Source organism: Falsiroseomonas sp., assembly GCF_041690465.1.
Taxonomy (GTDB): Bacteria; Pseudomonadota; Alphaproteobacteria; order Acetobacterales; family Acetobacteraceae; genus Falsiroseomonas.
The window spans coordinates 26063-40740 of the sequence record NZ_JAWLHG010000020.1 but is presented as its reverse complement, the minus strand read 5'-3'; the positions used below and the strand labels follow the sequence as shown (position 1 = coordinate 40740).

The 14678-nt window shown below is 73.4% G+C and carries 10 protein-coding genes; 7 read left to right on the top strand and 3 right to left on the bottom strand.

All coding sequences use genetic code 11. The annotated features are described in order from the left end of the window. Window positions 1-80 precede the first annotated feature (80 nt). Together ACESM1_RS18370 and ACESM1_RS18365 are read left to right on the top strand one after the other, a co-directional pair. Window positions 81-4784: an NAD-glutamate dehydrogenase gene (locus ACESM1_RS18370; protein ID WP_372622527.1), complete on the top strand. Its 4704-nt coding sequence runs from the start codon at window positions 81-83 to the stop codon at window positions 4782-4784. Between the two features lie 79 nt (window positions 4785-4863). Beyond that, on the top strand, window positions 4864-6108 hold the full coding sequence (locus tag ACESM1_RS18365; protein ID WP_372622525.1) for an MFS transporter: 1245 nt from the start codon (window positions 4864-4866) through the stop codon (window positions 6106-6108). 144 nt (window positions 6109-6252) lie between these two features. Here the strand turns inward: ACESM1_RS18365 and ACESM1_RS18360 are convergent, their stop codons facing one another. After that, complete coding sequence (locus ACESM1_RS18360) at window positions 6253-6951, bottom strand: CBS domain-containing protein (RefSeq protein ID WP_372622523.1); 699 nt, start codon at window positions 6949-6951, stop codon at window positions 6253-6255. Between the two features lie 148 nt (window positions 6952-7099). Here ACESM1_RS18360 and ACESM1_RS18355 point away from each other — a divergent pair, with 148 nt between their 5' ends. The 5 genes from ACESM1_RS18355 to ACESM1_RS18335 all read left to right on the top strand — a co-directional run bounded on the left by ACESM1_RS18355 (window position 7100) and on the right by ACESM1_RS18335 (window position 12741). Beyond that, window positions 7100-8077: a TAXI family TRAP transporter solute-binding subunit gene (locus ACESM1_RS18355; RefSeq protein WP_372622521.1), complete on the top strand. Its 978-nt coding sequence runs from the start codon at window positions 7100-7102 to the stop codon at window positions 8075-8077. 22 nt (window positions 8078-8099) lie between these two features. Beyond that, window positions 8100-10112, top strand: coding sequence for a TRAP transporter permease (locus ACESM1_RS18350; RefSeq protein WP_372622519.1), 2013 nt, complete (start codon window positions 8100-8102; stop codon window positions 10110-10112). Further along, window positions 10091-10708 (top strand): YjbF family lipoprotein, encoded by a 618-nt coding sequence (locus ACESM1_RS18345; protein WP_372622517.1) that lies wholly within the window; start codon window positions 10091-10093, stop codon window positions 10706-10708. Before ACESM1_RS18350 ends, ACESM1_RS18345 begins: the two co-directional genes overlap by 22 nt. A gap of 154 nt (window positions 10709-10862) precedes the next feature. Continuing rightward, the gene (locus tag ACESM1_RS18340) at window positions 10863-11471 is read left to right on the top strand and encodes a TetR/AcrR family transcriptional regulator (protein ID WP_372622515.1); all 609 of its coding nucleotides are present in this window, start codon (window positions 10863-10865) and stop codon (window positions 11469-11471) included. After that, on the top strand, window positions 11464-12741 hold the full coding sequence (locus ACESM1_RS18335) for a nucleotide disphospho-sugar-binding domain-containing protein (RefSeq protein WP_372622514.1): 1278 nt from the start codon (window positions 11464-11466) through the stop codon (window positions 12739-12741). The genes ACESM1_RS18340 and ACESM1_RS18335 overlap by 8 nt, the downstream gene beginning before the upstream one ends. Before the next feature lie 107 nt (window positions 12742-12848). Here ACESM1_RS18335 and ACESM1_RS18330 read toward each other — a convergent pair whose 3' ends face one another. Together ACESM1_RS18330 and ACESM1_RS18325 are read right to left on the bottom strand one after the other, a co-directional pair. Further along, complete coding sequence (locus ACESM1_RS18330; protein WP_372622512.1) at window positions 12849-13904, bottom strand: glycosyltransferase family 4 protein; 1056 nt, start codon at window positions 13902-13904, stop codon at window positions 12849-12851. Next, complete coding sequence (locus ACESM1_RS18325) at window positions 13901-14653, bottom strand: FkbM family methyltransferase (RefSeq protein ID WP_372622510.1); 753 nt, start codon at window positions 14651-14653, stop codon at window positions 13901-13903. Before ACESM1_RS18325 ends, ACESM1_RS18330 begins: the two co-directional genes overlap by 4 nt. Window positions 14654-14678: the final 25 nt, after the last annotated feature.

Here is a 14678-nt window from a genome sequence, read left to right as displayed (position 1 = left end):
CACCCGCGCCACCGTGACACGTGCCGGTGCTTGCGGCCCTCCCCCCCTTGCCGGCACCCTGCCCGGGAGGAGACGCCACGATGAACGACGTACCCACGCCCGAGCCGCGCCAGGCGGAGGATGGCGTCCGCCCGGGCGTGCTGGCCGCGGCCGAGGCCGCGCTGCAGCGCGCCGCCCCGGCCTTGCCGGACCTGGCCGCCGCCTTCCTGCGCCGCCTGTTCGCTGCCGTGCCGACCCCCGAGCTGGCCGCCACCCCGCCGGAGGCGCTCGCCGAAGCCGCCGCCAGTCTCTTCGCCTTCGCCGAAACCCGCCGCCCGCGCGAGGCGAGGCTGCGCGTGCTGCCCCCCGGCCCCGGCCGCGGCCCGCATCCGGTGGTCGAAATCGTCACCGAGGACATGCCCTTCCTGGTTGACAGCGCGCTGGCCGCGCTGGCGCTGCGCGGCCGCACCGTGCGCCAGCTGCTGCACCCCATCATGCCGGTGCGGCGCGACGCCGAGGGCAGGCTGGTCGCGATCGAGGAGGGCGCGAGACTCCGGGAGAGCGTGATGCGCATCACGCTGGCCCCCGGCGCGGCGGTGACGCTGGGCGCCGGGGCGCCCGCGCCGGACACCGAGGACTGGGCTGCGCTGCATGCGGCGCTGATGCGCGCCATGGCCGATGTGCGCCTGGCGGTGACCGACTTCGAACCGATGGTCGCCCGGCTGCGCGAGGCCGAGGCGGAAGTTGCGGAGGAGGAGGCGGCGCAGTTCCTGCGCTGGATGGCGGAGGAGAACTTCGTGCTGCTCGGCCACCGGCGGATCAGTCTGCACGAGGACGGCACCGCGACCGTCGCGGCGGAGGAGGATCTCGGCCTGCTGCGCGACCCCAGGCTTTCGGTGTTCGACGTGCTGCGCCATCTGCCGAACCTGCCGGCGCCGGTGCGCGAGAACCTCGCGCGGCTCGGTCCGGTGAGCGTGGCGAAGGCGAACATGCGCGCCACCGTCCACCGCCCGCAGCATGCCGATGTGGTGCTGACGCGCATCCGCGATGCCGAGGGGCGGACCATCGGCGGGCGGATCTTCCTCGGGCTGTTCGCCGCGGCCGCCTACAACCGCAACCCGCGCTCCATCCCGCTGCTGCGCGAGAAGGTGCTGCGCATCCTGGCGCGCGCCGGCGTGGACCCCGACACCCATGACGGCCGCGCGCTGCGCAACATCCTCGACACCTGGCCGCGCGACGAGCTGTTCCAGGCGCCGGAAGGCGCGATCCTGGCCGGCTGCCTGCGCGCGCTGGATCTCTCCATCCGGCCGCGCGCGGCGCTGGTGCTGCGGCGCGACCCGTTCGAGCGCTTCGTCTCCGCCATCGCCTGGCTGCCGCGCGACACCTTCGACACCGCGATGCGCGAGCGCATCGGCGGGCTGATCGCGCAAGCGTTCAATGGGCGGCTCTCGGCCTTCTACACCACGCTCGGCGACGCGCCGCTCGCGCGCATCCACTACGTGATCGGCACCACGCCGGGCGCGCTGCCGCAGGTGGAGGACGACGCGCTGGAAGCGGCGCTGGTGCAGGCCGCGCGCGGCTTCCGCGAAAGGCTGGACGAGGCGCTGGCCGATGAGCTCGGCGAATCCGCCGCCGCGCCGCTGCTCGCCACCTGGCGGGAGGCCTTCCCGCGCGCCTACCGCGACCACGAGACGGCGGCGCAAGGTGTCGCCGACCTGCTGCTGGCGCGCCGCGCGGCGGAAGGCGGCTATGCGGCCACCGCGCTGTCGCGCCCGGCGGGGGCGGATGCGCGCACGCTGCGGCTGCGGCTGGCGCAACCGGGCGGGCCGCTGCCGCTGGCCGATGCGCTGCCGCTGTTCGGCAGCCTCGACCTGCGTGCGACCGAGGAGGTGCCGCACCGGCTCTCGCCCGCCGGGCTGCCGCCGGTGGTGCTGCACATCTTCACCCTGCAGGCCGCGGTGCCCTGCGAGGAGGCGCGCTTCGCCCATCTCCTGGATGCGCTGGCCGCGCTGCAGGACGGCCGCGCGGAGGCCGACGGCTTCAACCGCCTGGTCCTCCGTGCGGGCCTCGACTGGCGCGAATGCTGGCTGCTGCGCGCGATGTTCCGCTGGCTGAAACAGGTCGGCTTCGGCTTTGCGCAGGAGAGCGCGGAGGCGGCGCTGGCCGCCAACCCCGCCGCGGCACGCATCCTGGTGGACCTGTTCCACCGCCGCTTCGACCCGATGATCGCCGACCGCGACGAGGCGGTGCTGGACGAGTCCTGGCGCGCGCTGCTGGACAGCATCGCCAGCCCCGACCACGACCGCATCCTGACGCGGCTGCGCACGCTGCTGGATGCGATGCTGCGCACCAACTTCTTCCAGCGGAAGGACTACCTGGCCTTCAAGCTGGACAGCGCGCGCGCCGGCGACATGCCGCAACCGCGGCCCTGGCGGGAGATCTTCGTGCATTCGCCGCGCATGGAAGGCACGCATCTGCGCGCCGGCGCCGTCGCGCGGGGGGGCATCCGCTGGTCGGACCGGCGCGAGGATTTCCGCACCGAGATCCTCGGCCTGATGAAGGCGCAGCGGCTGAAGAACGTCGTCATCGTGCCGACGGGCGCAAAGGGCGGCTTCATCCTGAAGCACGCGCCGCCGGCGACCGACCGCGAGGCCTTCATGGCCGAAGGCATCGCCTGCTACCGCACGCTGGTGCGCGGCATGCTCGACCTCGCCGACAACATCGAGGGCGAGCGCATCGTCACGCGGGAGAACATCGTCCGGCGCGACGGCGACGATCCCTACATCGTCGCCGCGGCCGACAAGGGCACCGCCACCTTCTCCGACATCGCCAACGGGCTCTCCGCCGAGTACAACTTCTGGCTCGACGATGCCTTCGCCAGCGGTGGCAGCGCGGGCTACGACCACAAGGGCATGGCGATCACCGCGCGCGGCGCTTGGGTGATGATCGACCGCCACTTCCAGGAAGCGCTCGGCCACGGCGTGCAGGAAGCGTCCTTCACCTGCGCCGGCGTCGGCGACATGAGCGGCGACGTGTTCGGCAACGGGCTTCTGGTGTCGCGGAAGACGAAGCTCGTCGCGGCCTTCGACCACCGCCACATCTTCCTCGACCCCGATCCGGACCCCGAGCTCTCCTACGCCGAGCGCGAGCGGCTGTTCCGGCTGCCGCGGTCCTCCTGGGCCGACTACGATGCGCGGCTGCTCTCGCCGGGCGGCGCGGTGCTGCCGCGCAATGCGAAGACGCTGCCGCTCAACCAGCAGGCGCGCGCGCTGCTCGGCATCGAGAGCGAGCGCGCGGAGCCGGCGGCGATCATGCGCGCCATCCTGAAGCTGCCGGTGGACCTGCTCTATTTCGGCGGCATCGGCACCTATGTGAAGGCGAGCACGGAGACCCAGGCCGAGGCCGGCGACCGCGCCAACGACGCGATCCGCGTGGATGGGCGCGAGGTGCGCGCGAAGGTGATCGGCGAGGGCGCCAATCTCGGCGTGACGCAGGCCGGCCGCATCGAGGCGGCGCGGCTGGGTGCGGAGGGCGTCGGCGTGCGGCTGAACACCGACGCGCTCGACAACAGCGCGGGCGTATCCACCTCCGACCACGAGGTGAACATCAAGATCCTGCTCGCCGAGGCGGAGCGCGAGGGCACGCTGACCCGCCGCCAGCGCGACGAGCTGCTGGCGCAGATGACCGACGAGGTCGCCGCACTCGTGCTGGCCGACAACCACGCGCAATCGCTCGCCGTCAGCCTGGAGGCGCTGCGCGCGACGGAGGACATCGCCGCCCATGCCGCGCTGATGACGCGGCTGGAGGCGGAGGGGCTGCTCGACCGCGCGGTGGCCGGCCTGCCCGACGAGGCGGCGATCCGCGCGCGCGCCGCCGCGGGGGAGGGTCTGACGCGGCCGGAGATCGCGGCGCTGCTGCCTTTCGCCAAGCTGTGGCTGACCGACGCGGTCGAGGGCAGCGCGCTGCTCGACGACCCGGTACTGGCGCCGCTGCTGGTCGCCTATTTCCCCTCCGCGCTGCGCGAGCGGTTTGCCGCGTTGATCCCGCGCCATCGGCTGCGGCGCGAGCTGGTGGCGATGCTGCTGGCGAATGCGGTGGCGAACCGGCTGGGCGTGGCGGGGCTGGCGCGGCTGGCGGGGCCTGCAGGCGATCCTGTCGCGGTGGCGCGCGCCGCCTGGCTGGCCGATGCCTTGTTCGGCCTCGAGGCCGCCGCGGCGGAGGCCGATGCCGCGCCCGCGCCGGCGGCGCAGCGCCTGGTCGCGCTGCTCGGGTTGCGGCGCCTGCAGGAGGGCACGGCGCGCGGGCTGCTCGATGCCGTGGGCGAGCTTGGCGCTGCGCGCGACCGGCTGGCGCCCGGTTTCGCCGCGCTGGCCGGCGCCGCGCATCCGGGTGCGGAGGCAACGGCGCTGATGCAGGCCGGCGTGCCGGAGCACGTGGCGCTGCTGGCGGCAACGCCCGGGCTGGCGGCGGCGCCGGCGGTGGTGCGGCTGGCGGCGGAGGCCGGCGTCGCGCCGCTGGAGGCTGCCACCGCCTGGTCCGCGGTCGGCGAGGCCTTTGCGCTGGAGGCGCTGCGCGGCGCGGCCGAGGCGGCCCGCGCGCCGGGGCGCTTCGCCGCGCGGGCGAAGGCGGAGGCGCTGGCCGACCTCGCCCGGCTGCAGGCGCGGCTGGCGGCGGGGCGGCTCTCGGGTGCGGCGCCGGATGCCGCCGCGGCGGCCGAGGCGGCGCGGCTGGCGCGGGAGGCGGCGGCGGCGGGCGACCTGGTGGCGATCGGCGTGGCGGCGCGGGCGCTGGCAGGGTTGGGGTAGCGGGGACGCCCTCCCCCGCGCTTGCGCTGGCTGGGCTGGGTGGGGGAAACCACCGTGATCATCACGGATCTCCCCCCGCATGACCCGCAAGGCTTGGGCCTGGGCCTTCTACGACTGGGCCAACAGCGCCTTCCCCACCGTCGTCTCCACCTTCGTCATCGCCGCCTATTTCGCCCAAGGGATCGCCCCAGATCCGGCGACGGGACAGGCGCAATGGGGCTGGATGCAGGCGACGGCGGGCTTGTGCATCGCCGCGGTCTCGCCGGTGCTCGGCGCGATCGCCGATGCGGGCGGCAGGCGGCGGGCAATGCTGGCGATGGCCACCCTGCTGACCGCGCTGGCCACCGCCGCGGTGTGGTTCGCGAAGCCGGAGCCCGGTTACGCGCTCTATGCGCTGGTCTGCGTCGGCATCGCGACCATCGGTTTCGAGGTCGGCTCGGTGTTCTACAATTCCATGCTGCCGCAGGTGGCGCCGCGGGAGCGGCTGGGGCGCGTCTCCGGGCTGGCCTGGGGGCTCGGCTATGCCGGCGGGCTGGCGTGCCTCGGCGTCGCGCTGGCGGTGCTGGTGCAGCCGGATCCCTCGCCGCTCGGGCTCGATCGCGGATCGGCGGAGCATGTGCGCGCGACCGCACTGCTGGTTGCCGCTTGGCTGCTGCTGTTCTCCTGGCCGGTGCTGCTGGCGCTGCCGGATCCGCCGGGGCGCAAGCCCCGCTGGGGCGAGGCCGCGGCGCAGGGGCTGGCCGAGATCCGCGCCGTGCTGCGCGGCCTGCCGCAGCAGCCGGCGCTGCTGCGCTTCCTGGTCGCGCGGCTGTTCTACACCGATGGCCTCAACACACTGTTCGCCTTCGGCGCGATCTATGCCGCCGGCGTGTTCGGCATGGGCATCGAGCAGGTGCTGCTGTTCGGCATCGCCATGAACGTCACCGCCGGGCTCGGCGCCGCCGGCTTTGCGCTGGTGGAGGACCGGCTCGGCTCGCGCCGGATGGTGCTGCTGGCGCTGGGCGCGATCGTGATCATCGGCGTGCCGCTGCTGACGACGGACAGCGTGACCTGGTTCTGGATCCTGGCCTTGTCGCTCGGGATGTTCTTCGGCCCGGCGCAGGCGGCGAGCCGCGCCTTCATGGCGCGGCTGGCGCCGGAGGGCGAGACCGCGGCCTGGTTCGGCCTGTTCGCCCTCTCGGGCCGCGTCACCGGCTTCCTCGGCCCGGCCGCGCTGGCAGCGGTGACGGCGATCACCGAGAGCCAGCGCCTGGGCATGGCGACGGTGCTGGTCTTCCTGGCGATCGGCGCGCTGATCCTGACGACCGTGAAGGATCGGAACTGAGGCTGCGCAATTCAATCAGTGCGGGCGGCCCGCTCAGCGGGCCGAGGCCGCGAACGCGGCCCGCCGCTTATGCGGCGAAGCCAAGGCGGCGGGGCCGCCGCCCGGCGTCTGAGGGCTCAAAACAGGCTTATCTGTTTGCGGCGACTACGTCGACGCAAACAGATAAGCCGGCATGGGGCGGGTGTTGTCCACCACGCCCTTCACGCCGGGGACGTTCTCGGCCAGCACGCGCAGGCCGCGCTGCACCGCGGCGCTGCGGCTGAAGCCGTTGAACTCCACCACGCCGTCCTTCACGTCCAGCATGGTGTAGAAGGTGTCCGCCCAGGGCTCCTTCTTCATCGCCGCCATCACCGCGCGGCGGATGCGCTCATCCGGGTATTCGCCACCCTCAGGCGGCGGCGTCACCAGCGCGCGCAGCAGGTCGGCGCGCGAGACGATGCCCTTCAGCCGCCCCCCCTCGGTCACCACCACGCGGCGGATGCCGCGTTCCTCCATCAGATGCGCGACCTCGGAGGCCAGGATGTCGGGCTCCACCGCCACGACATCGGGCGTCATCACGTCGCGCGCGGTCACGCCATGGGTGCGCGCATAGCGCTCGGCCTCGCGCTGCTGGTCGGAGAACAGGCTGGACAGGAAGCCGGCCGGCCGGTCCACCTCGCCCGCCAGGCGGCGGATCAGGTCGGCCTCGGTCACGATGCCGAGCACCTTGCCCGTGCCGTCCACCACCGGCACGGCGGAGATGCCGCGGTCGGCCAGCAGGCGCGCCATCGCCATCACCGGCGTCTCGGGCGGCACCGTCACGACATCGACGGTCATCAGGTCGCGGGCTCTCAGGCTGGTCATCGGAACACTCCCTCTCCGGGCATGCACAATGACAGCATGGTAGGCCCGGCCGGTCAGCCCAACCTTGACGCAGGTCAACTGCCGGAGGTTTGACACGTGGGGAGGGGCCTGTATTCCTGGCCCCACTCAACACGGGAGGATCTGATCCATGACCATCACCATCGGGCGCCGTGCGCTCGGCCTCGGCGCCGCCGCCTTGGCCCTGCCGGGCCTCGCCCATGCGCAGGCCGCGCAGCAGATGTCCATCGCCACCGGCACCACGGGCGGCGTCTATTACCCGCTCGGCGGGGCGCTGGCGAACTTCCTGTCCCGCGGGATTCCCGGGATGAGCGCGACCGCCGAAGTCACCGGCGGCTCGGTCGCCAATTTCCAGCTGCTCGGCGCCGGGCGCGTCGGCATGCTGTTCGGCCAGGTGGATGCGGCGGTGGACGCGATCAGCGGCGCCGGCCCCTTCCGCGGCCGCAAGGTGCCGGCGCGCGCCATCGCCGTGCTCTACACCAACCGCATGCAGGTGGTGACCACGCAGGCGACCGGGATCAACAGCATCCAGGGCCTGAAGGGGAAGCGCGTCTCCACCGGCGCGCCGGGCTCCGCGACCGAGCTCTTCGCCTTCCGCGTGATCGAGGCCGCCGGCCTGGATCGCGAGAAGGACTTCGCGGCGCGGGAGCGCCTCTCGCCGGCGGAATCCACCAACGCCATCCGCGACGGCAAGCTTGACGCCTATTTCTTCGTCTCCGGCGTGCCGACCAGCGCGGTCACCGACCTGGCCGCGACGCCGGGCACCACGATCAAGCTGGTTGACCATGCCGACCTGCACCAGAAGATCGTCGAGAAGAACGGCCCGGTCTATTTCCCCGAGGAGATCCCGGCCAACACCTATCCCGGCCAGCAGACCGCGAACAAGCAGCTCTCGGTCGCCAACATCATCGCCGTGCGCGAGGACATGCCGGCCGATCTGGTGACCAAGATCCTGCAGGTCACCTGGGGCAGCCGCGAGGACCTGGTGCGGACGCATTCGGCGGCGCGCGACTTCACCCTGGCGGCGCAGAAGTCGTCCGCGGCCGGCATCCCCTGGCATCCGGCGGCGGAGGCCTTCTGGCGCGCGGCCGGCGCGAATCTCGGCTGATCGCGCGCGGCGCCTCGGGCTGATGAGCTCCACCCTTATCCCGCCCGAGGTGCCGAAAGGCGCATTGGACGAAGCCACCGCCGCCCGCCTCGAAGCCCTGATCGAGCAGGAGGAGGGGGTGCAGAACCGCCTCCCCGGCCTGCTCGGCCAGGCCGCCGTGGCGGTGGCGCTGGCGATGTCGCTGTTCCATCTGTGGGCGGCGTGGGACATCGTCCCCACCACCACGCTGCGCTTCGTCCATGTCGGCTTCGCGCTGGTGCTGGGCTTCGCGCTGTTCCCGGTCGGGCGGTCCTGGCGCCACCGGCTGATGCCGTGGGACATGGCGCTGATCGCCGCCGGCATCTATGTGATCTGGTACCTGATCAGCGGCGGCGACGACCTGCTGGACCGCTACGTCTTCCCCGAGCCGATGGACCTCGTCGTCGGCTGGATGCTGATCGCGCTGGTGCTGGAAGTGACGCGCCGCGCCACCGGGCCGGTGATGCCGGTGGTGGCCCTGGTCTTCCTGATCTACGGCTTCTTCGGCAATTTTCTTCCCGCCCCCTGGCAGCACCAGGGCTACGACGCCGAACGCCTGGTGCCGCACCTGACGATGACGCTGGAGGGCATCTTCGGCACGGCGGTGGATGTCTCGGCCAGCCTGATCGTGCTGTTCACCATCTATGGCGCGATCCTGCAGGCCTCCGGCGCCGGCAAGTTCTTCGTGGACTTCTCCTTCGCCGCCACCGGCGGCAAGGCGACGAGCGCGGGGCGCACGGTGGTGCTCTCCTCCTTCCTGCTGGGCGGGCCGTCGGGCTCGGGGGTCGCCACCACCGTCACGCTCGGCACCGTCGCCTGGCCGATGATGAAGAAGGTCGGCTACCGGCCGGACGATGCCGGCGGGCTGCTCGCGGCCGGCGGCATGGGCGCCATCCTGTCGCCGCCGGTGATGGGGGCGGCGGCCTTCCTGATCGCCGAATACCTGAAGATCGGCTACCTCGACGTGCTGGTCATGGCGATCATCCCGACCTGCCTCTACTACGCGTCCCTGCTGTTCATGGTGGAGCTCGACCAGCGCCGCATCGCAGCCCGCGCCGCCGCCGGCGACGCCGCCGCGGCTGAGGTGATCAAGGTGGACCCGGTCGGCAAGCTGCTGAAGCTCTACGGCTTCCACTTCTCCACCCTGATCGCGATCATCGTCTTCATGGTGATGGGCTACTCGGCGACGCTGTCGGTGCTCTACGCCATGATCGTCGCGGTGCTGCTGAGCTACATCCGGCGCGACACCGCGCTGACGCCGCGGCGGCTGGCGGCGGCGCTGTCGGGCGGCGCGGTGCAGGCGGTGGGCATCGCCGCCACCTGCGCCTCCGCGGGCATCATCGTCGGCGTCATCACGCTGACCGGGCTTGGCCTGAAATTCTCCGACATCGCGATCCAGGCGGCGGGCGGTTCGCTGGTGGTGACGGCGATCTACACCGGGCTGATCGTCTGGGTGGTCGGCCTCGCCGTGCCGGTGACGGCCAGCTACATCATCTGCGCGGTGGTCGCCGCGCCGGCGCTGATGAAGCTCGGCGTGCCGGACTACGCGGCGCACATGTTCGTCTTCTACTACGCGGTGCTGAGCGAGGTCTCGCCGCCCACCGCGCTGTCGCCCTTCGCCGCCAGCGCGATCACCGGCGCCGGTCCGTACCGCACCACGCTGATGGCGTGGAAATACACCATCCCCGCCTTCGTGCTGCCCTTCGTCTTCGTCACCGATCCCGAGGGCGTGGGCCTGCTGCTGCAGTTCCGCGGCGACATGGGCTGGACAGATGTGGTCTGGCAGGTGGTGCTGGCGGCGACCGGGCTCGCCGCGCTGTCGGCGGCGACCCAGGGCTGGCTGCTGCGCGGCCTGGCGGGGTGGGAACGCTGGGCGCTGGCGCTGGCTGGCGTGCTGATCATCTTCCCCGCCGCGCTGGAGGCGCTGCTGGCCGGGCTGATCCCGCAGCCGCACCTGGTCGGCCTGGCGCTGGCGGCGGCGCTGATGGCGTTGCAGTGGCGAAGAAGCCCGGCCTGACCATCCTTGCGGTGTCGCTCGCCACTGCCCTCGCGGCGTGCGGCGACACCCCCGCGGGCGAGGCGCTGCGCAGCCTCGCGCCGTCCGCGACCGAGACCGAGGCAGGGGCGCCATCGCCCGCGCCGCAGGGCGCCGGCCTGATGCTGCTGGCGCCGCGCCGCGTGCTGCTGGTGCCGGTCAGCGAGGCCGGCGACCGTCGCGTCTGGCGTGGCGTGGGCAATGTCGCGCTCGCCACCGAGGGCGCCCGCGTGGTGGCCACGGCGGGGCTGGCGCGGATGGTGATGGCGACGCGCTTCGACGGCCCCGACCCGCTCGATGACCCGCGCGCGCTGCTGGGGCGGGAGGCGCGGGCGCGGCGCACCGTGGACCTCTCCGGCGCCGACCGCGAACCCGGCTCCATGCGCTTCGGCGTCGCGCTGGACTGCACGCTGCGCGGCCAGCCGGAGGCGGGCTGGATCCTGGTGGAGGAGCGCTGCCGCGGCGGCGGGCTTTCCTTCACCAACCGCTTCTGGGCGGAGGCCGCGAGCGGCACGGTGCGGCGCAGCGAGCAATGGGCCGGCGACGGGCTGCCGCTGCTGGTCATCGAAATCCGGTAGCTCCGCCGGCTGTCCGCATTCGCGGGCTCCGGGCCGGACTTCCTCAACCCCATCCTGCCGGCCCCGAGCCGCCCCGTCGCAGCGCGGATTCCGCTTGCGTCAGCGCGGCTATTGGCGTAACCGTGCGTTATTCGGATAACGTGAAGTATCGCCAATGTCCGCCACCACCCGCCCCTACCGCCAGGTCGCCCGCGCCGCCGCCACCGAGGAAACGCGGCGGCGCCTCGTCGCGGCCTTCGCAGCCGCGATCGGGCGAAGCTGGATGGAGGAGATCACGCTGGACGAGGTCGCGGCCGCCGCCGGCACCACGCGCCAGACGGCGATCCGCCTGTTCGGCGGCAAGGAAGGGCTGCTGGCCGCGGTGACGGAGCGCATCGGCCGGGAGGTGGTGCTGCGCCGCAGCCTGCCGCCCGGCGCGGGCGCACGCGCCGTCGCCCGCGCGGTGGTGCAGGACTACGAGGCCAGCGGCGACATGGTGATGCGCCTGCTGGCGCAGGAAGGCCGCTACCCGCCCATGGCGGCGCTGCTCGACACCGGGCGCGCCTGGCATCGCCGCTGGGTCGCCGAGGCCTTCGCGCAGGCGCTCTCCGCCCTCCCGCCGCCGCGGCGGGAGGTGCTGCTCGACCAGCTCGTCGTGGCCACCGACGTCTTCACCTGGAAGCTGCTGCGGCGCGACCGGCGCCGCACCGCCGCCGAGGTGGAGGAGATGGTGGCCAGCCTGATCATCGGCATCCTCCAGCAGGAAAGGCAGCGTGATGCGTGAGTTCCTCTTCGCCGGATGGGAAGGCGGCGGCAACGTCGCACCGATGGCCGGCGCGGTGCGCCGGCTGGTCGCCCGCGGGCACCGCGCGCGCGTGCTCGGCGACTGGTCAATGCGCGAGGATGTCGAGGCCGCCGGCGGCCTGTTCCGCCCGTGGGAGACGGCGCCGAACCGCCCCGACCGCCGGCCCGAGACCGACCTGCTGCAGGACTGGATCCCGAAGGAGCCGGGCGCCGGGCTCACCCGCGTGCTGGACCGGATCATGGTCGGTCCGGCCGCCCTGTATGCCGCCGACACCCTGGCCGAGCTGCGCCGCGCGCCGACCGACGCGGTGGTCAGCAACGACCTGCTGTTCGGGCCGATGATGGCAGCGGAGGCCAGCCGCACGCCGCTGGCGGTGCTGGCGCCCAACCTCAGCGTGCTGCCCATCCCCGGCCTGCCGCCGATGGGCCCCGGCCTCGCGCCGCCCACCACGCCGGAGGAGCACGCGATGGCCGAGGCGGCGGCGGCCTGGCTCGGCGGCCAGCTCGCCGCGCGGTTGCCGACGCTGAACGCGGCGCGCGCCGCCCTCGGCCTGGCGCCGCTCGCCGACGCCTTCGACCAGCTGCGCGCGGCGCGCAAGGTGCTGCTGGCGACCAGCCGCGCCTTCGACTTCCCGGTGGAGGCCCTGCCGGCCGGCATGTGCCATGTCGGGCCGCTGCTCGAGGAGCCGGCCTGGGCGGAAGGATGGACCATCCCCTGGCGCGACGCGCGGCCGCTGCTGCTGGTGGCGATGAGCACGACCTTCCAGGACCAGGCCGGCGTGATCCAGTCCGTGCTCGACGCAGCCGCCTGCCTGCCGGTGCAGGTGGTGGCGACGCTGGGCCCGGCGCTGGCCGGCGCCGCCCTGCGCGTGCCGGCCAATGCGGTGGTGCAGGAGCGCGCCTCGCACGACGCGCTGATGGCGGAGGCTGCGCTGGTGGTCACGCATTGCGGCCATGGCACGGTGATGCGCGCGCTGGCGCATGGGCGCCCGATGCTCTGCCTGCCGATGGGTCGCGACCAGAACGACAACGCGGCGCGCGTCGTTGCGCGCGGCGCCGGGCTGCGGCTCCCGCCCGATGCGCCGGTGGCGGAGCTGCGCGCCGCGATCGAGACCCTGCTGGCCGACCCGCGCTTCGCGGCAGCGGCCGCGGCGCTCGGCGCGGCGATCGCTGCCGCCGAGCCGCCGGATGCGCTGGTAACCGCGCTGGAGGCGATGGTGGCGCAGGCACCCTGCCGGCAGGCGGCTTAGACCCGGCGATTCACGTCCTGGCGTGCCCGCCTGCGGCGTGCACATCCAGGGCGATCGCGGCCTAGCCCCGAGCACAACGCGTTGCGTACGCGCGGGATGATCGGGGGCTACCGCCAGCCGATTCCCGCGCGCCGCACGCGCCGCGCCACATGGCCGAGCCAGACCAGCTGCACCGCCAGCGCCGGCAGCACCACCAGCGGCTTCGCCCAGGGCGACATGGCCAGGAACGTCCACGCCAGCGCGGCGTGGAACAGCGCGAAGCTCCAATGGATCGCCGCCACCGCCCGCACGCCCATGCCGGCACGCTGCGCCAGCTGATACAGATGCGTCCGGTGCCCCTCGGCCAGCCGCTCGCCCATCAGCGCGCGGCGCGCCAGGGTGAAGGCGGCGTCGAACAGCAGGCCGAACATCAGCAGCGGCACGATCAGGAAGGAAAGCTGCAACGCGTCGAAACGCGCCGCGGAGACCGCCAGCACGGCGACGACGAAGCCGGCGAACTGGCTGCCGACATCGCCCATGAAGATGCGCGCCGGGTGCAGGTTGAACGGCAGGAAGCCCGCGAAGCCGGCGGCGAGGAACAGCGCCGCGGCATAGACGAACCAGGCTTCCTGCTGCGCGGCGATCAGGCAGAGTGCGGCGGCGACGACGAACAGCGTGCCGCCGACCAGCCCGTCCAGCCCGTCCATGAAGTTCACCGCATTGGTGCAGCCGACGATCCAGATCAGGGTGAGCAACGGCCCGAGCCAGCCGAGCTCCACCACGCCGACATAGGGCAGGGCGAGCTTCGTCACGATCAGCCCGCTGCCGAGCGCCACCAGCGCCGCGCCGCATTGCGCGAGCAGCCGGAGCCGCGCCGAGAGGTGCCGCACATCGTCCACCAGCGCCACCCCGGCGATCACGGCCGCGGCGACGATCACGCCGAGGAACTGCGCATCGGCGATGCGGGCGAAGCGCGCCTCGGCGTAGAGCACGACCATGCCGGCGACGAAGGCGAGCACCACGCCCACCCCGCCGCCGCGCGGCGTCGGGCGCGCATGCGCGCTGCGGGCATTGGGGTGGTCGAGGATCGGGAAGGCGATCATCAGCCGCACCGCCCCGGCCGAGATCGCCGCCAGCAGGACGGCGAAGCCGAGATGCTGCAGCAGGTTCTGGAGCTGGATCACCGGACCAGCCGCGCCGGCTCCCGGCTGGCATAGACATCGCCGGAATTGGCGTCGTGCGGCAGCGCGGCGATCCAGGCGGCCATCGCCGCGGCATCGAGTGGCGCGGCATGGACGAACGCCATCGCCTCGCCGAGGCAGGCGTTGAAGGCGCGGTAGCCGAGTGCGTGCAGCCGCTCCAGGCAGGATGCCGCGACCGCGCGCTGGATGGTGGTGAACTCGAAGGACAGCGCGCGCGGCGCGCGGGTGAGGCCGGCCAGCGCCGTGGCCTCATAGCCCTCGACGTCGATCTTGATGAAGTCCGGCAGGCCGTGCGCGGCGGCCAGCGCATCGAGCGTGGTGACCGGCAGGTGCAGCGCGGCGTCCCAGACCTGCCCCTCCCAGCCCGGCGCGCCGGCGGCGGCGGCGACGAAGGCGTCGGAGGCGGTGGCGACGGTCGGGTTCGCCGAGTTCAGCCGCAGCACCGCCTCGCCCGGCTCAGCGCCGACCAGCGCCGCGATGCGCGTCACGCCGGGATCGCGGCCGAACAGCAGGCGCAGCAGCCGCGCCAGGCGCGGCTGCGGCTCCACCGCCACCGCGCGGGCGCCGAGGCGGCGGAAGCTGGCGGTGCGGTCGCCGACATGCGCGCCGATGTCGAAGGCGAGGTCGCCGGGGCCGAGGAAGCGCGCATGGAAGGCATCCAGCGCCGCCGCGCGTCCGGGCGCGTAGTAGGTCCGCAGCGAGCGGGAGATCGCGGAGGTGTGGCCGTGCATCCGATTCACGCCTCCGGTGCTCGGC